The 21,161-nt window shown below is 37.8% G+C and carries 19 protein-coding genes; 5 read left to right on the top strand and 14 right to left on the bottom strand.

Annotated elements, in window-relative coordinates; translation table 11 throughout:
* Positions 1-140 precede the first annotated feature (140 nt).
* Positions 141-2,519: a DUF2339 domain-containing protein gene (locus tag QBE53_05140; protein WZL82493.1), complete on the bottom strand. Its 2,379-nt coding sequence runs from the start codon at positions 2,517-2,519 to the stop codon at positions 141-143.
* Positions 2,520-2,633: 114 nt separating this feature from the next.
* Between QBE53_05140 and QBE53_05135 the strand changes: the two genes are divergently transcribed.
* Complete coding sequence (locus tag QBE53_05135; protein WZL82492.1) at positions 2,634-3,572, top strand: NAD(P)-dependent oxidoreductase; 939 nt, start codon at positions 2,634-2,636, stop codon at positions 3,570-3,572.
* A gap of 60 nt (positions 3,573-3,632) precedes the next feature.
* Here QBE53_05135 and rpsD read toward each other — a convergent pair whose 3' ends face one another.
* From rpsD to QBE53_05110, 5 genes are all read right to left on the bottom strand, one after another.
* On the bottom strand, positions 3,633-4,229 hold the full coding sequence (rpsD, locus tag QBE53_05130) for a 30S ribosomal protein S4 (GenBank protein ID WZL82491.1): 597 nt from the start codon (positions 4,227-4,229) through the stop codon (positions 3,633-3,635).
* 96 nt (positions 4,230-4,325) lie between these two features.
* On the bottom strand, positions 4,326-5,021 hold the full coding sequence (gene pnuC, locus QBE53_05125; GenBank protein ID WZL82490.1) for a nicotinamide riboside transporter PnuC: 696 nt from the start codon (positions 5,019-5,021) through the stop codon (positions 4,326-4,328).
* Positions 5,022-5,294: 273 nt separating this feature from the next.
* The gene (locus QBE53_05120; GenBank protein WZL82489.1) at positions 5,295-6,452 is read right to left on the bottom strand and encodes an iron-containing alcohol dehydrogenase; all 1,158 of its coding nucleotides are present in this window, start codon (positions 6,450-6,452) and stop codon (positions 5,295-5,297) included.
* A gap of 22 nt (positions 6,453-6,474) precedes the next feature.
* Positions 6,475-7,863: an NADPH-dependent glutamate synthase gene (gltA, locus tag QBE53_05115; protein WZL82488.1), complete on the bottom strand. Its 1,389-nt coding sequence runs from the start codon at positions 7,861-7,863 to the stop codon at positions 6,475-6,477.
* Entirely contained in the window at positions 7,860-8,687 is an 828-nt protein-coding gene (locus QBE53_05110; GenBank protein WZL82487.1) for a sulfide/dihydroorotate dehydrogenase-like FAD/NAD-binding protein, read from the bottom strand. The genes gltA and QBE53_05110 overlap by 4 nt, the downstream gene beginning before the upstream one ends.
* Positions 8,688-8,883: 196 nt before the next feature.
* Between QBE53_05110 and QBE53_05105 the strand changes: the two genes are divergently transcribed.
* Positions 8,884-9,717: an AraC family transcriptional regulator gene (locus QBE53_05105; protein WZL82486.1), complete on the top strand. Its 834-nt coding sequence runs from the start codon at positions 8,884-8,886 to the stop codon at positions 9,715-9,717.
* On the opposite strand, the gene yiaK is transcribed toward QBE53_05105, so the two are convergent.
* The 5 genes from yiaK to QBE53_05080 all read right to left on the bottom strand — a co-directional run bounded on the left by yiaK (position 9,704) and on the right by QBE53_05080 (position 14,413).
* Positions 9,704-10,705, bottom strand: a complete 1,002-nt coding sequence (gene yiaK / locus QBE53_05100) for a 3-dehydro-L-gulonate 2-dehydrogenase (protein ID WZL82485.1) — start codon at positions 10,703-10,705, stop codon at positions 9,704-9,706. The two genes, QBE53_05105 and yiaK, sit on opposite strands and share 14 nt — an antisense overlap.
* A gap of 11 nt (positions 10,706-10,716) precedes the next feature.
* Positions 10,717-11,724 (bottom strand): ATP-binding cassette domain-containing protein, encoded by a 1,008-nt coding sequence (locus QBE53_05095; protein WZL82484.1) that lies wholly within the window; start codon positions 11,722-11,724, stop codon positions 10,717-10,719.
* A 2-nt stretch (positions 11,725-11,726) separates the two neighbouring features.
* The gene (locus QBE53_05090; GenBank protein WZL82483.1) at positions 11,727-12,419 is read right to left on the bottom strand and encodes a GTP-binding protein; all 693 of its coding nucleotides are present in this window, start codon (positions 12,417-12,419) and stop codon (positions 11,727-11,729) included.
* Positions 12,419-13,639, bottom strand: a complete 1,221-nt coding sequence (locus tag QBE53_05085; protein ID WZL82482.1) for an ABC transporter substrate-binding protein — start codon at positions 13,637-13,639, stop codon at positions 12,419-12,421. The genes QBE53_05090 and QBE53_05085 overlap by 1 nt, the downstream gene beginning before the upstream one ends.
* Positions 13,640-13,741: 102 nt before the next feature.
* The gene (locus QBE53_05080; protein WZL82481.1) at positions 13,742-14,413 is read right to left on the bottom strand and encodes a CoA pyrophosphatase; all 672 of its coding nucleotides are present in this window, start codon (positions 14,411-14,413) and stop codon (positions 13,742-13,744) included.
* Positions 14,414-14,545: 132 nt separating this feature from the next.
* Between QBE53_05080 and QBE53_05075 the strand changes: the two genes are divergently transcribed.
* The 3 genes from QBE53_05075 (at position 14,546) to QBE53_05065 (ending at position 17,962) form a co-directional block, all read left to right on the top strand.
* Positions 14,546-15,154: a hypothetical protein gene (locus QBE53_05075; protein WZL82480.1), complete on the top strand. Its 609-nt coding sequence runs from the start codon at positions 14,546-14,548 to the stop codon at positions 15,152-15,154.
* A 262-nt stretch (positions 15,155-15,416) separates the two neighbouring features.
* Entirely contained in the window at positions 15,417-17,108 is a 1,692-nt protein-coding gene (locus QBE53_05070) for a 2-oxoacid:acceptor oxidoreductase subunit alpha (protein ID WZL82479.1), read from the top strand.
* A complete protein-coding gene (locus tag QBE53_05065) occupies positions 17,108-17,962 on the top strand; it encodes a thiamine pyrophosphate-dependent enzyme (GenBank protein ID WZL82478.1) in 855 nt (284 codons plus the stop codon). The genes QBE53_05070 and QBE53_05065 overlap by 1 nt, the downstream gene beginning before the upstream one ends.
* 63 nt (positions 17,963-18,025) lie before the next feature.
* Here the strand turns inward: QBE53_05065 and QBE53_05060 are convergent, their stop codons facing one another.
* The 3 genes from QBE53_05060 to QBE53_05050 are packed head-to-tail and all read right to left on the bottom strand — an operon-like array spanning position 18,026 to position 21,158.
* Positions 18,026-18,793, bottom strand: coding sequence for an exodeoxyribonuclease III (locus QBE53_05060; GenBank protein WZL82477.1), 768 nt, complete (start codon positions 18,791-18,793; stop codon positions 18,026-18,028).
* A 46-nt stretch (positions 18,794-18,839) separates the two neighbouring features.
* Positions 18,840-20,228 (bottom strand): deoxyribodipyrimidine photo-lyase, encoded by a 1,389-nt coding sequence (locus QBE53_05055; GenBank protein ID WZL82476.1) that lies wholly within the window; start codon positions 20,226-20,228, stop codon positions 18,840-18,842.
* A 12-nt stretch (positions 20,229-20,240) separates the two neighbouring features.
* Complete coding sequence (locus tag QBE53_05050; GenBank protein WZL82475.1) at positions 20,241-21,158, bottom strand: DMT family transporter; 918 nt, start codon at positions 21,156-21,158, stop codon at positions 20,241-20,243.
* Positions 21,159-21,161: the final 3 nt, after the last annotated feature.

Below are 21,161 nucleotides of genomic sequence, written 5' to 3'. Positions count from 1 at the left end.
CATTTTCGTCGAATATCCACATAAAAAAGCACTTGACACAGTGTTTATGTTCACTTTTCAAGCACTTTTTTTGATGAATATGTAGTTTATTGTCTATTTCAACAATTTTTCCGTATATATCCTCTGAAAATTATTCATTCCTATTCTTTGTCAAAATAGGGCTGAAGAAAATAACTAATCGCTAAAAGTGCACTACCAAAAACCATGGAAGTAATCACTTTCCAATAGACTTCTACCGAAGCCAAATCAATCAAAACAAGTCGTCCTGCCACAAAGACAACAAGTCCTAATGCCACATATGAAAAACGTTGATTGCGCTTTAATATTCCATAGACAAGTCCTCCCACACCCATGGCTGCCCAAAATAGCGTCACTAACCCCGTCGCTACTTCACGGAATGCGCCATAAGTATATAGGTAAAATACCGCCGTTAAAATCAAATAGTTGACAATAGGTTTTTTGGATATATGGTAAAGATGCCAGATAAAGACAGCTAGTAAAATGATCTCAACTATGAAATGCGTCCACCTAAATTCATACCAAAACAATTGGTCAATAAGTCCAAATCCATACATTAAAAAGAAAATTCCACGATAAACATTCGTACTGATATCTTTTTTCTTAGTCACATGGTTTATAGCCAACTCCATGAGTGCAAGCAAAAGTCCTGCAGCTAATAGACCAAACATGTATTCTTGAGTTATCTCATGTACATCATAATATGCACTCCATAATAAAATCATCGAGCCTAGAATCTGATAGAGCAACCCTTCATTTTGTTGTTGTCGGCGCATATACAAACCAATTGTAAAGATAACGCTGCCTATCACCATGAATGTATATATCCAATGGACTTCTTGAGTAATTATAACATCCCAAGAGATGCCTATTCGAATGAAAAAGAGGATAAATCCATAGGCTGGCAATGTATAGGCAAATAATAACTTATAGCGTTGGCTAAGAATCCACAAAACAGCTCCTAATAAAAAGGTTAACACCAAAAATCCGAACAAACGGTATCCGTGTTGAACCACATGATACGCATAATACCCATTAAAAAGGGTTCCATAGCCAAAGAAAATCATACTTCCATAGACTTGCTTTTTCCATGTTCCTTGCCAAAAGAGCAGTCCAATAAATAATAGATAGATAAGGATGGTTGTTCCAATATATTCAAAAGTATAGGCAAAATCTTCAAACTGGATAATGCTATTGCCAAGGATAGTTATCCATGCAATTCCACTAACTCCATGTCCGATCCATTGAAAGATGTTTGCCTTTTGACGGTGATAAAAGTAAAAAAAGACATGTCCCATAAGTAGAAGAATCATCCACTCCACCTGTCCTTCAAAAAATTGAATGATAGCAAAATATGCAAAGACCGCCATCAAAACAAGTGTCGAATTATTGATTAGGTCCTCACCTTTCTTCTTATAATATGCATAGGATCCACTAAAATACCCAATCGCTATAACTCCAAAAAGTAGCGTCCAGCCTTTTACCGACCACTCAAGAAGATTTTTATTCACAAAAATTGTAAAGAGGGGAATACTTATAATCAAGAGGCTACTTATCCAAAGTTCGTCTTGTTTTGTACGTTTTTTAAGGGACATAAGTATATCTTGTCCATTAAAGACAATATATAGAATAAAAAACAAAATACCCAGCTCAAATTTTTGTTCCATAGATAACTGGACCTGTGCAATCACAATAAATATTAGCAGATAGATTCCAACAATGGAAAGCAACTGAAGACTTCGCCACCTTTTATAGTAAAAAATCATTCCATTCAATAAGGCCAGGGCTATCACATATAGACCAAAACCAAAAAAGCCTATAAACTGGACATCTACCAATAGTGGAATAATCAGACTTCCCAAAAGCGCTGTAACTGAAAGGGACAATTTTTGGTGTGTCAGCGAAATAAAAAAAGCGATAAGACTGACAAGAATCAAAAATAAAAACGCCAGTAAATCATTGAGCATTTGATATGCGCCATAGGCTCCATATACTGTAATATACAGCGTTGCAATTCCTCCGCCATAGACAATTTGGCTAACAACTAGGCGTCCTTTGTTAAAAGCAATACGTCCAAAAGCGATGAGTCCCCATCCGATGAGTATCCCCAAAACAATGGTGAAAAATTCTGTGATAAATCCTTGGTCATATCCCCACTTAAATAAAAAGCCAATACCTATAAGCACCAATCCGATTCCCATTTTACTTAAAACCGAAGCCATCGACACTTGGATTTTTAGTGGTTTCTCTACCTTGTCGATTCTTTTTAACCCTTGATACTGACGTTTGGGTTCAGGCGCTTTAATAGCAGGCGCTTTAACTGTAGGCGTTACTGGTGTAGGATTTACTGGCGTAGGATTTACTTGTGCTGGTTTCGTTGCCTCAAGTGTCTTTTTCTGTGTCATCGCATCCAGTTTTTTTTCAAGCCAATGCACTTTGTTTCCTAATATAACAACATATATAATCAATCCAATCACTAAAATATATAAAAAAGCTACCATATTCACTCCCCTTTTTTTGTATTGTTCATTGCTTTTAATCCTAAAAGCATATGTTTATTGTAACAAAATAATGGTATAATGGCTATAACATTTACATTTATAAGGAGGTTATCGATGATTCACCTTGGTGTTTTTAATTCACATGAATTTTCTCTGATCACAGACATATTGTCAACACCTGAAAACAAAGACATTGCCGACTTGATTTTACCGACACTACTTGAGCGAACCGATACCAATAACCATCCTCAAATAACGCATCTGATTACCGGACGTTTTGGTAAAGACGACCTTCGTCACTTTTCAAATTTAACACATATTTTTGTTCCCTACACAGGTTTGGATGATTTAGACCTTGATGTTCTAAAGGCTGAAGGTATCCATGTACATAACACTTCTGCACATGCCCCTTTTATCGCGGAGCGTGCTTTTGCATTTATACTTGCTTTACAAGGTAAACTCTTGCCTTCACATCATAAATTAGTACAAAGAGACTGGTCACGTGACGGTCAAGGCGGTTATGGACAGTTCTGGCATAGCTTATTTGATAAAAAAGTAGCCATCTATGGATATGGACATATTGGTCAGCATCTGCATACAATGTTAATGCCTTTTCGCTGTTCTATAGGCGTTTTAGCCTATAAAAACAGAGAGTATAATGATACAACACGTTTTTCATCCCTTCCTTCACTAGCACAGTGGTGTGACATCATGGTCGTTACTGCGCCTCTAACGGATAAAACGTATGGCTCCATAAACCAAGAAGTGCTTCATGAAATGAAAGGAAAAACTCTAGTTAATGTTGCAAGGGGCTTGGTTATTGATGAAGAAGCTCTCTATGACAGTCTAAAAAATATCGGTCTCTATGGCTTTGGTTCTGACGTGTGGTACCATTACCCTTCCAAGCAAGAGCCGCTCATATATCCTTCAAAATACAACTTGCACCAATTTGATAATGTAATCATGACCCCACATGATGGCGGAGCTGAAATAAGCTCACGTCAGGTACGTTATGAAGATACCTTAAATCAGATATTAAAAACACATGGTTGAAAAGTTTAACCTTTTCAACCATGTGTTATATAACTATAAAAAATACTCCACTTAAGAAGTTTATCTATTGGAGTAATACTCAACGACCAGTTGGTCTTGAATCTCAATAGGAATCTGCTCGCGAATTGGCTTTTCACGCAATATCGCTTTATACCCTTCTTGATCATATTCAATATATGGTAAATTATAAATTGCCTTTTCATAAAAATTATGTCTATATATAGCGATATCTTTTGCTTTATCTCGAATTTCAACACTATCACCAGGGGACAATGCATAAGAAGGCCGGTCTACTTTTTTTCCATTCACCCAAATATTACCATGCGTTACAATCTGTCTGGCTTGTCGAATGGACGCACCGAAGTTCATGCGATAGACCATATTGTCCAATCGACACTCTAAGTCTGCTATCAACTTTTCTCCTGTAAGCTCCGGGCTTGCAAGTGCTTTGTCTACATAATTTCGAAATTGTTTTTCTAAAACTTCATAATAGCCACGAAGACGTTGTTTTTCCAGTAACTGCTCGCCATATGGTGACATTTTTCTTCGGTCACGTGCCTGAGATGGAACACTTCGTTTCATAGCCTTCGGATGCCCACATACATTCAAATTCAGACTCCGACATTTTTTAAATCTTGGTTCACGGTTTCTTGCCAATATAACACCTCTCTTAAAATGATTTTGATTATTATTCTCATCAAGGTATCATATCAAACTTTCTACTGCTTGTCAAGGGTGTCTCCCATATGCTTTTTATACAGCTTCTGCCTCCTGCTGATAATGCTTCATACGCTTCCAATTGAAGAAACCATAAAGATCATTAATAAGAAAAACAACAAAGCAAATGACCATAGGCAAATACATCACATCAGACATACTCGCTAATGTCCAAAGAACAATTAATACAATATCATTAGCAGCATAGGCTAAGGCATAATAATGGCTTCGAAGCATCATCAGGCTTGATGCCAAAAAGCTTGTTGCAATGGAGATAATGCTAAATTCAATATTTGACGTACCTAATTGAATTAAGACATAACCTAATGCAATGGTCACCACGAGGGTCACTGCCAAAAGGATAATCCCTTGTTTTTTTGTCACTTCACTAATCTTGACTTCCTGTTTTGCATATGGATGTTTAAGCCATGTAATCACAGATAATAAAGCTATGGGAGCGGTCATTCCAAGATACGTAATGATTTCCCCATAATATCGAAAGCGATAGGATATAATGCCATATATAATTCCAAAAACAATCGTCAGCACTTGCCCTAGCACATCTCCTTTAGCAACAAAAATAAGGGCTGTAACTCCAACAAGTGATGCTATGAGCGTTAGATAATCACTTTGATTTGCCAATGCATAAGAACCCCAAACCAATACCGTTGACAAAAACCAAAGTCCTTTTTCAAAAGATGTTAAGTTTTTTATTGATGCATAAATGTTCATGTTTATTTTACCTCCAAAAAAAGCACCCGTAACATATCTTCTAAGACCTAACGATATGCAACGAATGCTTAAAGCATTTTATCTACCCGGTGGCAGTGTTGTATTTAGATTTATATTCAAAACAAATTTTATAACTTCTTTATATTATACATAATTTTTTTATTTTTGCAAGAACCAACATAAAAAATCTATCGTGTAAAAATCAAATAAGAAAACGCCTGCATTGTATAGTATGCAGACGCTTATCTATCTATGTCATGGCTGCTAAACCGACTAGATCGTTAATGCAGATTTTCCGTAAAATGCACATTCATAAATTTTACGTACATCTTCAGCGGATGATTGTCTTGGATTTGTCAATGTACATGGGTCTTCAAATGCATTTTTACTCATGCGATCAAGGACTTCCAAGAATTTTTCTTCTGTAATTTCAACTTCTGTAACTTCTTGAAGTGTTAATGGAATTTCAACTTCTTTATTTAATGCTTGTAATGCATCTGTTAAATTATCGATGCGAAGTAAGTCTTCTAATTTTTCAACTTTATCTGTACCTTTACGGTTGTAATCAACGATGTATGGCATCAAGATTGCATTGGCTAAACCGTGAGTAATGCCGAATTCTCCACCTATTTTATGTGCTAGACTATGTACTAAACCAAGGGAAGCATTTGTAAATGCCATACCTGCAAGTGCCGATGCATTATGCATATCTTCTCTTGCTTTGATATTGCTTCCATCTTCAAAAGCCGTTGGCAATTGATCAAAGACAAGACGGATTGCTTCATAAGCTAATGGATCTGTATAGCTTGTCGCTGCAGATGATACATAAGCTTCCACTGCATGTGCCATAACATCCATTCCAGTGTTTGCTGTAATGTGTGGTGGCATTTTTGCTGGAATATTCGCATCTAATAAAGCAATATCCGGTGTCATTTCATAGGATACAAGAGGATATTTGATATGATTTTCTGTATCTGTAATTACAGAGAAAGCTGTTATTTCTGAAGCTGTACCACTTGTTGATGGAACTGCAACAAAGTTAGCTTTTGTGCGAAGCTTTGGAAACTTCATCTGTACAAGGTCTTCGAATTTCGTTTCTGGATACTCATAATATACCCACATGATTTTAGCTGCATCTAATGCAGAACCACCACCAATGGCAATAATCCAATCCGGTCCAAATTCTGCCATTTCTTTTCCGCCACGGATAACTGTTTCAATTGAAGGGTTAGGTTCAACGCCATCAACAATAGATACTTCCATTCCGGCTTTTTCTAATTGTTTTTGTGCTTCATCTAAAAAGCCAAAACGCTTCATGGAGCTACCACCTGTAACAAGGGTTGCTTTTTTTCCTTCCAATGTTGATAAATACTCAAGTGCATTTTCCCCAAAAACAATATCCTTTGGTACTCTAAACCATTTTAAACTCATGTCTCTTCCTCCTGAATATATTTTAATTTTTTTGAATGAACTGTTTTAATATTTCTTTTGATGCAACTTTTCCGGCACCCATCGCTTTAATAACCGTTGCAGCTCCAGTTACCGCATCGCCTCCTGCATAAATTAAAGGCATATTGGTTTCCATTGTTTCCTCATTCACTTTTATTCCACCAAAATCATAGGTTTCAATTCCTGGTGTTGACATTTTTATTAAAGGATTGGGGGTTTGTCCAATCGCAATAATGACCGTGTCACAAGGTATTTCTTTATATGAATTTTCAACCGGAACAGGTCGTCGGCGTCCTGATGCATCCGCTTCTCCAAGTTCCATCTTTTGACATTGTATTGCGGTAACATTTATACCATCACCAATAATTTCAACCGGATTCCATAAAGTGTTAAATTCGATTTCTTCTTCCATTGCATGATGAATTTCTTCTGCTCTTGCTGGAAGTTCTTCTAACGATCTACGATAGACAACACTTACTTGGTCTGCCCCTAAGCGCTTGGCTGTTCTTGCCGCATCCATCGCAACGTTACCACCACCGATGACGACAACATTCCCACTTTTTTTGATCGGTGTTCTAGCATCTTCTTCGTAGGCTTTCATCAAATTCACGCGTGTCAAATATTCATTGGCAGAGTATACACCATTAAGGCTCTCTCCTGGAATATTCATGAATCTAGGCAATCCTGCACCACTACCAATAAAGACTGCATCAAATCCCATTTCTTTTAATTGATCTATTGTATATGAACGTCCTATTAGTGTATCTGTCTTAATCTCAACACCTAGTTGTACCAATTTGTCCTTTTCTTTTTCAATCAAAGCCTTGGGTAATCTAAACTCTGGAATTCCATACGTTAATACCCCACCAATTTTGTGCAAAGCTTCATATAATGTCACTTGGATTCCTTCTTGAGCAAGCTCTGCCGCACAAGTCAAGCCCGCTGGACCCGAACCGATAACTGCAACCTTATATGGCAATGTCTTTTTTAACGACTTTGCATCAAGTACTTGCGCCTTTCCTTCAACAGTATCTGCAACAAACCGTTCAAGACGGCCAATGGCAACCGGTTCACCTTTAATACCTCGAACGCACTTACCTTCACATTGATTTTCCTGTGGACAGACACGACCACAAATTGCAGGTAATCGGTTTTCTGAAACCAAAATCTCATAAGCTTTTTGAATATTTCCTTCTTTAACTTCATGTATGAATTCAGGAATACGTACATTTACCGGACATCCTTTCATACATGGTGCATGCTTACATTCAAGGCAACGATTTGCCTCTTTCATCGCCTCTTCAAGTGTATATCCTGTCACCACTTCATCAAAGGTTTGATTACGTACCAAAGGGTCTAATTCGTGAATTGGTGTTTTAACTAAACTACTCATTCTGTAATTCCCTCCAATCGACAATGATGGTTTTCCTCTTTTTTATAAATACCTTGACGCATAATCGCCTCATCAAAGTCCACAAGATGTCCGTCAAAGTCAGGACCATGCACACATGCAAAGCGCGTCTGATCACCAACGGTTACACGACATCCACCGCACATTCCTGTACCATCAACCATAATCGGATTCAAGCTGACATTTGTTTTGATATTGTAACGACGTGTCACCTCACATACAGCCTTCATCATCACCAGTGGTCCAATAGCAATGACCAAATCATAGCTTGAATCTTTGGCAAGTTCTTTTTCAATGACATCTGTAACAAATCCTTCAACACCTAAACTTCCGTCATTGGTCGCATAGGCATATTCATCACTAATCTCTTCAAAGGCTTCTCTAAAGATAATATATTCTTCACTTCGTCCTCCTAGGACACTATATATGGTTGCTCCATTTTCTTTTAAATACTTTGCTTGTGGATATAATGGTGCAATTCCAACACCACCGCCAACAACAAGTACTTTCTTGTATCCTTCAAGAGGGGCTGGTTCTCCTAAAGGTCCTAAAATATGAGGAATATTATCCCCTACATTAAATTGCGCTAATTTTTTTGTTGAATACCCTACCGCTTGGATGACCAGTGTAATTGTCTCTTGTTCCGGGTTGATTCCTGCAATCGTTAGGGGTACCCGTTCTCCGTCTTCTTCAATAATTACAATAACAAATTGTCCGGGTTTTGCATTCATGGCAACATGAGGTGCTTTGACTTCTAATGAGAATACAACCTCATTCCAGTGTTTTCTTTGAATAATCGTATTCATATCGATACCTTTCTTGTTAAAAAAATAACTATTTTAATCCAATTCTCTTGACTTTCTTCTATCTTTTCATTATTATTGAATTACAAAAACGATTTTACATCATAAATCGAATAAAAACTCACTCACTTTTGAAAAAACATAACATTTTTGAATAATAATGATATTTTTTTAACAATTAGAGGTGTAAGGAGACATCATGTTAAGTTCATTTAATCACGAATTAGAAAAACTCCATGGCTTTGAGACAGATTATGTCAAAATTCTCTACTATGATTTACCACAGAATTTTTCGGACATATATAAAACCCATCATTATGCAAGGTTTTGCACGATTTTAAATGGTGAAAAGAAAATACAGGTCAAAAACAAAATATTTAGTTATTCGACTTCTGAATCCCTACTCTTGCCTGCCCACTCAAAAGTTGAGATGACTATCGAAGAACCTACTCAAGCACTGGTTTTTGAGCTTAATGATGAATTGATTCAATCGGTTATAAAAAAGACGTCAAAAGAACTCCCTCAAAGCCGTCATGGTAATATTCAGGAAGTTTTAGTGAATAATTTGCATCGAAATATAAAAGACGATGTCGCTTTGCTTATTCAAAAAAGTCGCTTTAAAAAAGAACAAGATCCTTTTTTAATTGATTTGTATGCCCAAAAACTAATCTATGATCTATTAGAGTTTGATCAAGCTTCTTCTGTGATTATGCAACAATGCCAAACACCTATGGATCAAGCCAAAAAATGGATTGAAACCCATATCTATGATACTATCGCGGTAAAAGATGTTGCCAGTGCTTTACATATGAGTGAATCCAATTTTTCTCACGCATTTAAAAAACATGCCAACATGTCGCCGCAAAAATATATTCATTTGCGAAAGCTCAAAAAATCCCTTGAACTATTAAAAGCCACATCGGTAACCGATGCAGCTTTTAGCCTAGGATATGAAAACCCTTCCTATTTTATTCAATTGTTCAAACGCGAGTTTGGAATGACACCAAAGCAATACCAACTTAATAAGTATTAATCGCTTTCCAAATCTCTTCATGGACTTGGATGCCATGTTCTTTTTGATTTATCCGCGTTGCATACGCACGTTCTCCCGGATATCGCACGTGACTGCCTTCCGTTGCAATATCTGAAGCTTTAATATATTCAAGTGTTTGATTGATGGTTTCTTCGATGGCTTTTGTTTGACTGACTTTTTTAGGATCAACCGCAATAAACACTTGACTTATAGATGTTTCTTTTTCTAGGGTACCAATATCTTTAACACTGTTGCCGCCTGACAAGACGCTGGCTAGCAAGTCTAAAACCAGTGATAACCCCGATCCTTTCCAAAATCCCATCTGAAGAACTCGCGATGTCTCTAAAATTTCATTCGGGTCTTTTGTTAACTTCCCATCTTTGTTAAATCCACCATCAATAGATAATTGACGCTTTTCCAAACTTGCTGTCGTTAGATTTCCATAGCTAAATTGTGCCATTGCCATGTCCACAACCACATGTTCCATATTGTCTCTAGGAATGGCAATAACCATAGGATTGTTACCTAACCGACAATCTTTAGCTCCCCACGCCGGCATATTAGGCAGCGTATTCGTCCAGCATATTCCTATACATCCTGCATCTGCTGCTTGCCAACCATAGGTTCCTCCACGAAGCCAATGATTAGTATTTCTTAAGGCAACCAGCCCGATACCAAATTCATTGGCCAATTCAAGTGCACGTGCCATACATTGATGGGCATTAGTCACCCCAAATCCCTGATGTCCATCCCATTGTTCCAACGCTCCAAAGGATGCTTCACATGTGGGCTGTGCGTCTTTGTCAATATATCCTCCATCTAAAAGTTCTAAAACAGTCATAAATCGATTGATTCCGTGGGAAACCACTCCATCGAGTGTACTATTGGTAATCGTCTCTGCTAACTGCTTTGCTTTTGCCTTAGCGACGCCTTTTTTACATAAAATGTCATAAAGCTTTTCGTAGATTTGTTCATAGGTTAACTGCATTGTAGCCTCCTCTAATTTAATTTAAGCCTCTGTCCCTGACGTAAAAGCGTACGTTGCTCCATCATATAACTATCAAGCTTTTCAAGCTCAACAAGCATCTGCTTTTCTTCATCAGTCGTCTCAATTATATCAGATATTCCTCCGTGGCGGATAATAATTCTACGATCTGCCATAAGTGCTAAAATCGGATCGTGGGTTGCTATTAATACAATTTTTTCTTCTTTGACCAAAAGCTTAAGTGCTTTTTTACGATCAATACCTGCATTTTCAATCTCATCAATTAACACAATCGGCGACTCACTTAAGATTGCTGTATCGGCTATCATAAGCGCTCTAGACTGCCCTCCCGATAAACTTGTAATCGGTGTATCTAAATCAAAAGCTTCACCAGCTAAAGCATTTGCCGCTGCAATTATTTTTTCAATGGCTCCTTTGATGTCTTCAATCATACGACTTGCAGCATGTAGCTCCAAGAATTCTTGAACCGTCAAGTCCATAACAAAATTCATGTTCTGAGACAATTGAGCCACTAATTTATTACCTGATGAAAAGCGCCATTTTTTATCCGGCGTCTTCTCATTGACTAACACACTTCTGGAAGTCGGTGTATCTTTATCTGCTGTCCATTCAATATCTGCAAGTAACCGGCTTTTTCCTGATCCGGTCGGTCCCACAATGGCAACAATCTCTCCTTGCTGGATATGTAGCTTTTCATACTGTTCAGGCTCTTTGAATTTATTCGTCCCCGGTAATAAAGTTAATGAACGCACCTTATCTTCTTCTTTAATTCCTAAAAATTCAAACATCTGCTGTACATACGTATAGTAAGCTTCTATGCTTTGTTCAACATCAATGGCAAAATCTTCTCGTTCTTCTTCACTGATGTTTTCATAGGTTTCTACAACACTAATATTTATATCAACATAGCGATCGCTATGTTCTTCAAAATAGCTTTCCATAAATGGGTAACGTTCAATGACCTCTTTAATTTTTAACTGTAAAAACTGTTCTCTATCCATGACTAATCACCTAAATCCATCTTTCTAACATTTCCCATTTGATAGTCTTCTCCAATGCGCCGTTCTCCTAAGCAATACGAGCATAATGCAGATGGCATCGAAAAACGTAGTTCCTTCCCCTTAACCGTATCCACATGTGCTGTTTCATCAAAAATCAATGTGCTTAACTCATATGCACCCTGTCCAGTCAAGCCATTGATATTCATCGTCATTGCCTTCGGATTCACAGAGCGTACCCGTGAGGCAAAGACTTCCCGCTCCGCCTGGGAGACAATGTCGCCTTTTGTAATAACTACAATGTCTGCCGCCTTTAACATCGGACCAATTTTCTTTGGCGTATTGATTCCTGAAAGGTTGTCAATCACACAAATAGCTTGAATTTCTTTGATATATGGCGAACATCGGTTACATAGACCTGCACTTTCTGTAATAAGCACATCCACTTCTTGTTCTAATCCCCATTGAACCACCTCTTCAATATTTGAGACAAAATAGTGGTCTGGACATAAGGCGCCAGATAATCCCTTTTTAACCGGTACACCTAACTTTTCATATAAGACATCATCATCGGTATATAAGCAGTCAAACTTCACGACTCCGACTTGAAGATTGCGTTGCTGTAACGCAGCGATTGTTTTTATAATAACTGAGGTCTTACCCGAAGACGGAGGCCCCGATATTGTAACTAGATTCATTATTTATTCCCTCCATTAAATGCCTGCATACATTCATCGATTAATTGCCCGATATCATGTGCTTTTATAAAGTCCCAACCAAGCCATTGATAGGTATTTTCCGGTACAATGTGATTATCCACCTCAGGATGTACACTTGGAAAACGGCCATTATGACTTAAAATCTCTCCTACTTGCTTTGAAGCAAAAAAATCTACAATCGGTTGTAACTTGTCTTTTTTGGAACGTTTACTTAACATAAAAATCGGACTGATAATAGCTCCATCTTTAGGCCAAATCGCCTTCATTGGGCTTCGCTCATGAACCATTTTTGTAAAGAAATACGGCATAATCGTTACCAGTGGCTGCTCATTTTTTGTATTAGACTTGACCATCTCTGCCGGATGCATACTTCGCATCAACGTCTTGCCTAATTTTTCTACACCATCCAAACCATAGCCCTTATAAATATTAAGGATGATTGCATTAAATAAATCAAAGTCTCCAACAGGCAAACTGACTTGATTGTCATAATCACCGCTAAGAAGTTCCTCCCACGTGGTCGGCATCTTTCGATTCCCTAATACATCTGTATTAATTAAGAAAATGGCCGGAACGACTCCAAGAATAGAGTAGTCACCCTCTGGATCTTTTAAGCAAAAAACTTCATTATCAAAATCATGATTGTAGCCTGACCAGTTGGTCATATCTTCAAATACTTTTTCTGCTTTGTAGTGCCCCATAAGTTTTTTATCAAAGAATAAGTCAAACCCGGCTGATAAGAAAACATCTGCCAGTACTTCTTCGCTAGAACTGTTTTCAATAATTTCCTTAATCCAATCAACGCCCATTGAAGCTGCTTTTAATTCATAATTGATATCTTGACTATATGCTTCTTCTTGTTGCTCAAGCCAAGTCTCAAACCCTTCTAGTAGTGGGATGCGTACCGGACAAGGAAGAATACCTTGAATATCAAGACTGGCTTCTTGGTTTCGCTCTCTTTCAACCAATGTGGTATCCGTTGCCTGTCGATGTTCCTTAATGATCGCCGACAATTCATCTAAAAATAAGTCCAAACTTATTTTTTTTGACTTTGCCACCATTTCTAAAGTTAATGTTTTCCCTATTTGCTCGAGTATGGTTTTATCCTGAACTTGTGTCAATCCTTGATTGACAAGAAAGTCTTTAACCTCTGGATATTTTGTAACTGTATTATAAAGCGTGTCTGTATTTTTTATCATTATCATCATTATATTTATAGCTTAGCTATAACTCCTTTCTGATATCTACGATTAACATGCACACAGTATATCAAAAAAAAAGCGTTCATTATGTAGCTATAGCTACTTCGTGTTCGCTTCCAAATATAAATGTTGCAATTCCAGTAGAAAACGCCCGGTAATTCCCCAAACGGTTACACTTTCCAACGGATATACAAATATTTTTCGATATCCAAGCTCCCATTCATCTTGATAGATCCCGGGCAAGCTTAGTTGCTTCGCCGGAAACAATTGTTTTCTTATTCCATTGGGACTGTATTCATGATCATATGCCTTTAATTTAATACGATACTCTAACGGCTTCTGATGAATAATATCTTCAAAAGGTGACAGAATAATTTCTTCTACTTCTGTTGGATTAAAGGCTGAAAAGTATGCCTCTTGCCAGCTGATCTCAGCTACATAGCAGTGAATCACCGAACGATGTTGATGCACCATGACACCTAGTTTTCCTAGAATATGTATATCTTCTTGAACAACCCCTAATTCTTCTATCGTCTCTCGAATAGCCGTGGCTTCAAGGGTTATGTCCTGAACATCTTTGCGCCCTCCGGGAAAAGACATCTCACCTGGTTGACTGACAAACTGGCTTCTCTTTTCAAACAAAATATATTCCCTATTTTTATATCGAACAATCGGTATAAGTACAGCTGATTCAAACATTTGATCTTCCGTAATAATACGTTCTTGTTGTTTTTCACTCTGAAGCAATTGTTTCATTTTATCTATACTCATGTTGTTTTCCTTTCATATATTTCTATATTAAATGAATGCTAATTCTGACTAAACATTTTCACACCTTTGTCCGATATATATAATAGACACCATGCCATTGGACGGCATACACTTATTCAAGGAGGAAGATGCATGTTAAATTTTAATGTGAACCCAAACCAGCAGGCGCAAATCAATGCGTCATCACAATCTGCCCTACATAAATCAACAGCAAAACAATCAAATAAAACAACTGAAGATAAAGCCCCTGCGGCTTCTTATGAATCCAAAAAAACACAAACTGCGGAGAAAAAAACCTATACCGTTGATATGGATAAAGTTCGTGCAATGAAAGAAGAAGCCGATTTACGTATGCTTGAACTGTTCAAACGAACAGCTAGCCAAACAACAAAAAAACAAGTCTCTGGGGCTCGTCAAGATGCTTCTATTATGACTTTGAAACTTACGGATGAGCTCTCCATCGAATATAGTGCTGAAGATGTTAAGCAAGCTCAAGAAGATATCGCTCCTGGTGGTTATTGGAGCGCTGATGAAACTTCAAACCGATTAGTTGAATTCGCAAAAGCTTTATCTGGTGGCGATCCTGAAAAAGCAGGAATGCTCAAAGATGCTTTTGAACAAGGTTTTAGAGAAATCGAAGAAATGTTTGGTGGCACACTTCCTGATATTTCCTACGAAACCTATGATTTAACCATGGATAAGTTTGATCAATGGGCAAATGAAGCAAACGCAACGGAATAAGCACAAAGGCTTGTCCATACTCTATGGATAGTTAAAGGTGGGTACAATGTACTCGCCTTTTTTATTTGCATTATTGTATTTTATTTATACAATCGCCTTCTTCTATTGACCTTCCAAATATTTCGTGTATAATGTTAATTGATATTGACTATCATTTGCATTTGATTCTTTCTTATGTTTGTACATTTACTCGTATTACGTTATACTTAATATAACAAGAATCTATGCAAATTTCCACATATATTTCAGAAGGAGGTAATTTATGTTACAATCATTGACATTTGTATTATCCGGCCAAGCCGGACAAGGTCTTGCGACAATTGAAAAACTTCTTAGTCAAGCCATTAAAAATGACTACTATGTCTTTAGTACACAAGAAGTTATGAGCCGTGTTCGAGGCGGAAATAATACCGTAGAGATCCGTGTCTCATCACAACCTGTTGACGCTTACAAACATACTATTGATATGCTCTTTCTCCTTAATGACCATTCTTTTTATCGTTTACATGATCGCATTAATGAAGACACTGTTATTTTTGGTGAGCGAGCTTTTATCGATGAGGATGTGTTGGAAAAAGCAGGTTCAAGATTTTCAGAACTTAAGTTAAATGATTTGGCTTCCGAAGCCGGTAGTGTTTTATACAGTAACACTGTATTATTCGGATTTATCAGCGGTCTACTTGACCTTGATACCGAAGCCGGAGAAGCACCCATTCGTAAAAAATTCCAATCAAAATCCGAAAAAATTATTGAAAACAACATCAACGCTTTTCACAAAGGCTATCAACTTGGAAAAGCATATGAGCGAAAAATCTCTATTGAAAAAACGGATATCATAAGAGATCATCGGATTATTAGTGGTACAGAGGCCATAGGTATCGGCGCCCTTGCCGGTGGCGTTAATTATATCGCATCTTATCCTATGTCTCCTGGTACAGGCGTCTTACAATATCTTGCCCAAAAAGGCAATGATTTTGATGTTATCGTTGAACAAGCCGAGGATGAAATCGCTGCCATCAACATGAGCATCGGTGCTTGGTATGCTGGTGCTAGGTCGTTAGTGACGACTTCAGGCGGTGGTTTTGCATTAATGGAAGAAGGCGTAAGTCTTGCAGGAATTACAGAATCACCAAGCGTTATACATATTGCTCAACGTCCCGGTCCTGGTACAGGACTCCCCACACGAACAGAACAGGCTGATCTTAACTTGGTCGTCTATTCCGGTCATGGTGAATTCCCACGTATTGTCCTAGCTCCCGGATCCGTTGAGGATGGTGTTTTACTCACACAAAAAGCGTTTTATCTAGCCGATAAATATCAAGTTCCGGTCTTTGTCTTAACTGACCAATATTATGTTGACAGTAATTTTTCCATTCCTCCCCTCGAACTTTCCGAGAAGTATTTGGAATCTTTTATTGTCGAGACCACATCGGATTACTTACGTTATAAAGTAACCGACAACGGACTTAGTCCACGTGGTATTCCAGGCTTTGGTCAAGGACTTGTGAAGGTCGATAGTGATGAACACGATGAACGTGGAAGTATTACTGAAGACTTTAATGTTCGTGTTACTATGAATGACAAGCGTCTAAGCAAAGAAGATCGCATCCTTGAAGAATATATTGAACCTGAACTCATCGGTCCTAAGGACTATAAAAAGCTCATCATCAGTTGGGGTTCAACTTATGGTGTCCTTAAGGAAGCTGTTCAAAGTACGGATCAAAAAGATCTTGCTTATCTACATATCAAGGAAGTCTTCCCATTACATACGATGATTCGTGACTATATTGATCAAGCAGACTCTGTCGCTATATTTGAGATCAATGCTACAAGCCAGTTGGCAAATCTTATCAAGCTACACCTTGATCGCGATATTCAAAATCGTATTGTAAAATATAACGGTACCCCGTTTAGCATTGAAGAAATCGATGCAAAGATTAAGGAGGTGTTCTAATGAAACCTTATGAATTTGACTATGAATTAGACATTGCCTGGTGTCCAGGATGTGGTAACTTTCAAATTAGAAACTCCATCGTTAATGCCTTAAGAGAATTGGAGATTGATCCTACGAACCTTGTCTTATCGTCAGGAATTGGACAGGCTGCAAAAATGCCTCAATATATCAATACCAACTATTTTAATGGATTGCATGGTCGCGGTATGCCTGTTGCGGTCGCTGTCAAATCAGCCAATCCTGAGTTAACCGTCATTGCCGAGGGTGGTGATGGGGATATGTATGGTGAAGGTGGTAATCACTTTATCCACAACATCCGTCGTAATCCAAACATTGTTCACATTGTTCATAATAATATGGTCTATGGACTAACCAAGGGTCAGGCGTCTCCAACCAGCCAACTGGATTTTATTACGCCTGTACAGGTTAATGGTGTACGCAACAAACCCTTTAATCCTTTAGCCGTCGCTATTAGTCTAGGTGCCACTTTTGTGGCTAGGGCATTCTCTGGCGACCCTGAACAAACGACAAAAATCATTAAGCAGGCTATTGAACACGATGGATATGCACTTGTTGATATTTTCCATCCATGTGTTACCTTTAATAAAATCAATAATTTTAAGTGGTTCAAAGACAATACTTACTACTTAGATGAAGACTATGATCGAAGTAATGTAAAACAAGCCTTGGACAAAGCTTTAGATATTGAAAAATATGCCCTTGGCGTTCTCTATCAAAAAGAAGGCGATGCATCCTTTGAAAATCAACTGCATGTCTATGAAGAGGATAAAACCCCAATTATTAAACGTACACGTAATATTAAGGACGTTCAAGCTCTATTAAAAGCCTTTTAAACAAATCCAAAAAACAGTACGGATATTAACTTATCCGTACTGTTTTTTTATCTCTAGTTATATCTATAATTTTATCTCAAGCTCTACCGGACAGTGATCGCTTCCAAATACATCCATGTGTATCTTTGCATCAACTAGATTTTTTTCAAAATCCTTGGATGTGATAAAATAGTCAATTCTCCATCCTGTATTATTTTCCCGCGCTTTACCCATATAAGACCACCAGCTATACATTTGGGTTGCCTCCGGATAAAAATATCTAAATGTATCGACAAATCCCGTCGCCAATAATTGTGACATCTTCTCTCGCTCTTGATCAGTAAATCCAGCGCTCATACGATTAGTCTTCCAATTTTTCAGGTCAATTTCTTCATGGGCAACGTTAAGGTCCCCACAATATACCACAGGTTTTTTTTCATTTAAACCTTTCAAATACGCTCTAACTTCATCTTCCCAATCCATACGATCCTCTAAGCGTTCTAGACCGCGTTTGGAATTTGGTGTATAGCAAGTGACCAGATAAAACTCCGAATATTCTGCCGTTATAATGCGTCCTTCCTTGTCATGATGTTCAATCCCTAAATCATACGTCACATTTAACGGTTTGATTTTAGTAAAAATTGCTGTTCCTGAATATCCTTTTTTTTCTGCATAATTCCAATATTGATAATATCCATCAAGTTCCAATTCAATCTGACCTTCTTGAAGCTTGGTCTCTTGCAGACAAAACATATCTGCATCTAAGCTATGGAACGTATCCATAAAGCCCTTTTTTACTGCTGCACGTATCCCATTAACATTCCATGATATAAGTTTTAATTGTTGGTTCATAAGCTCTCCTTTTTTATCTGTCTATCCTTCATTCACTTAGTATCTATTACATTTTAAACTTGCGCTTTAGCCCATTGGCATTCATATAACGTAGTTTACCAAAAACCGGACGTTCTTTCCACCCATGATCATGTTTTCCAAAGCACCAAGCAACTCCGGCATATCCATTAGGGTCCCGACCATCAATAAAATAGCGGTTATTTAAATATATAGCATTGGCATATGCTTGTGCATACGATGGGGACCATTCAAGAATTTTTTTGCACCAATACATGCGCATATAGTTATGCATATAACCTGTTTCAACCATTTCACGCATAGCATCATTCCAGTAGACATCATGGGTTTGACATGCAATAAGTTCATCTAAAGTATAGATATACTCACGCGCATCATGGATATGTTGCGCCATTGTCTGATATGCCCAAGGGTCCGTCATGGCCTCAAACTGATCATAGCCTTGAGTATAAAACACATAATTATATGCAAGCTCCCGTCGAATAAAGATTTGCTCTATAAACCCATCAACAGATTCTTGATCCAACGCATTCTTCTTTTGTTTTTGAATGGATACATAAGCATAAAGGCGTTTAAGTACTTCAAGGGAACTTATCTGTCCAAAGTGTAAATACATACCGATACGCGATGTATTTCTTGCAACTGGCGATGGATCCTTATATGCATTTAATCGGTTCTCAAAAAATTCTTCTATAACGCGAACTGCCTGAGTATATCCTCCATGATAAAGCTTGGAAGGTGCAATCGAAAAATCCACTCCAAGGCTTTGCATTAACTGGTCATACTCTTGTTCCATTAATAACTGGGTTTGGTTGCATATCCTTAAGCCTTGAAGCAACCTATTCTCCCAAGGTTTATTCACTATATAACTGCCAGGTGTATGATCAAAATTTGGATATTGGCGCCATAATTTGGGTCGAATCGTTCTTGCCGCATGTTCTGCCTTATCTGAAGCACTTTCAACAGGTACAATTAAATCTGTATCCACTTCGACAACAGAAATATCTCTACACTTGCGACTGGCTTGTAGGACTTCTTCCCTCCATTTTCGTTGTATGTGTAAATAACCTTTATCCATTACAAGTAGTTCTGTCTTTTCCATATATTTTTGAATACCACTGACCGGATGACTTGTTTCTAACACAAATCCAATGCGTAGATTTGAAAGTCGCCTTGCCACTTCATTTAAGCCTTCCAGCATAAATTGATAGTGTCGTGCGTTAGCATCCACATAGTCCGGGGTAATACAAAAAACCACTAATAGCGGAACATCATATGCATTGGCCTGTTCAATCGCATAATTAAGGGCATGATTATATGAAACACGCTGTGACTGCTGCATCCAATATAATACATATGCTGCATCTTTTTTCTTTTCGCTAACACAATGAACTTCTATCCGCCCTTGTTCAATCATAAACACGCCTCCTTATTTTGAATCCGGTAACACTTTTATACTTTTTTTTGCATTCCAAGGTTTCATTCCTCGCTCTGAAACATATACACCGCATAAGATAAGTCCACATCCGAGATACATCAATGGGGTAATGTCTTCTTTTAGCACAATCGCTGATGCTGCCATTGTATATAACGGCATCAAATATATATAATTACTGGCTTTAACAGCACCGATATAGCGAATGGATAAATTCCAAAACACATAACAAATACCTGATGCAACAATACCTAGAAAAACAAGGTGCAGCCAGCCATATCCTTCAAATAAGGGCATTAAATCGATGCCATGTCCACGTGTGAACACAAAAGGAGTTGCCGATAGGATACCATAAAAAAATGTACGACGTGTTAAGATAATAGACGATAGTGTTTGGTCCATTTTCTTTAAGGATAACGAATAGAATCCCCAAATAATCGCCGCCATAATCGCTAAAAAATCACCAAATCCATTGACTTGCAACACCACTTGTCCATTAAAGACAATTATTCCAACACCAAGCATAGCAAAAATAAAGCCGATGAGTATCTTAAGCTCAAAGCGTTCATCTTGTTTAAATACATGCAAAATAATCGATACAAATAAAGGTGCCGCCGCTAAAATCAACCCTGTGTTTGAAACAGATGTATATATCATTGCAGAGTTTTCCAACATAAAGTACCCGAAAACACCAGTAATACCTGCAATCAAAAAATTCAGCTCTTCACGAAAATTTTTATATGGATGGTGCTTGGGATGGATAATCCAAAGGCCGATATATGCCAACACAAATCGCATATACATAATTTCTATCGGTGTGTAGTCTTTTAGAAGTATCTTACTTGATACAAACGTTACGCCCCATACAAACGCAACAAATGCCGCCAAGAGATGTCCAACTTTTGTCTTCATTTC

This window comes from Vallitaleaceae bacterium 9-2, from assembly GCA_038396585.1.
In the GTDB taxonomy this organism is placed as follows: domain Bacteria; phylum Bacillota; class Clostridia; order Lachnospirales; family Vallitaleaceae; genus UBA1351.
This window is presented reverse-complemented; position numbering and strand designations above follow the sequence as displayed.

What these genes read in the sequence shown, in the direction of transcription:
- QBE53_05050 (WZL82475.1), bottom strand. Translation starts at nt 21,158, where the DNA reads ATGAAGACAAAAGTTGGACATCTCTTGGCGGCATTTGTTGCGTTTGTA.
- QBE53_05140 (WZL82493.1), bottom strand. Translation starts at nt 2,519, where the DNA reads ATGGTAGCTTTTTTATATATTTTAGTGATTGGATTGATTATATATGTT.
- QBE53_05065 (WZL82478.1), top strand. Translation starts at nt 17,108, where the DNA reads ATGAAACCTTATGAATTTGACTATGAATTAGACATTGCCTGGTGTCCA.
- QBE53_05070 (WZL82479.1), top strand. Translation starts at nt 15,417, where the DNA reads ATGTTACAATCATTGACATTTGTATTATCCGGCCAAGCCGGACAAGGT.
- gltA (WZL82488.1), bottom strand. Translation starts at nt 7,863, where the DNA reads ATGAGTAGTTTAGTTAAAACACCAATTCACGAATTAGACCCTTTGGTA.
- QBE53_05085 (WZL82482.1), bottom strand. Translation starts at nt 13,639, where the DNA reads ATGATAAAAAATACAGACACGCTTTATAATACAGTTACAAAATATCCA.
- QBE53_05110 (WZL82487.1), bottom strand. Translation starts at nt 8,687, where the DNA reads ATGAATACGATTATTCAAAGAAAACACTGGAATGAGGTTGTATTCTCA.
- QBE53_05060 (WZL82477.1), bottom strand. Translation starts at nt 18,793, where the DNA reads ATGAACCAACAATTAAAACTTATATCATGGAATGTTAATGGGATACGT.
- QBE53_05135 (WZL82492.1), top strand. Translation starts at nt 2,634, where the DNA reads ATGATTCACCTTGGTGTTTTTAATTCACATGAATTTTCTCTGATCACA.
- yiaK (WZL82485.1), bottom strand. Translation starts at nt 10,705, where the DNA reads ATGCAGTTAACCTATGAACAAATCTACGAAAAGCTTTATGACATTTTA.
- QBE53_05105 (WZL82486.1), top strand. Translation starts at nt 8,884, where the DNA reads ATGTTAAGTTCATTTAATCACGAATTAGAAAAACTCCATGGCTTTGAG.
- pnuC (WZL82490.1), bottom strand. Translation starts at nt 5,021, where the DNA reads ATGAACATTTATGCATCAATAAAAAACTTAACATCTTTTGAAAAAGGA.
- QBE53_05095 (WZL82484.1), bottom strand. Translation starts at nt 11,724, where the DNA reads ATGGATAGAGAACAGTTTTTACAGTTAAAAATTAAAGAGGTCATTGAA.
- QBE53_05075 (WZL82480.1), top strand. Translation starts at nt 14,546, where the DNA reads ATGTTAAATTTTAATGTGAACCCAAACCAGCAGGCGCAAATCAATGCG.
- QBE53_05055 (WZL82476.1), bottom strand. Translation starts at nt 20,228, where the DNA reads ATGATTGAACAAGGGCGGATAGAAGTTCATTGTGTTAGCGAAAAGAAA.
- QBE53_05090 (WZL82483.1), bottom strand. Translation starts at nt 12,419, where the DNA reads ATGAATCTAGTTACAATATCGGGGCCTCCGTCTTCGGGTAAGACCTCA.
- QBE53_05080 (WZL82481.1), bottom strand. Translation starts at nt 14,413, where the DNA reads ATGAGTATAGATAAAATGAAACAATTGCTTCAGAGTGAAAAACAACAA.
- QBE53_05120 (WZL82489.1), bottom strand. Translation starts at nt 6,452, where the DNA reads ATGAGTTTAAAATGGTTTAGAGTACCAAAGGATATTGTTTTTGGGGAA.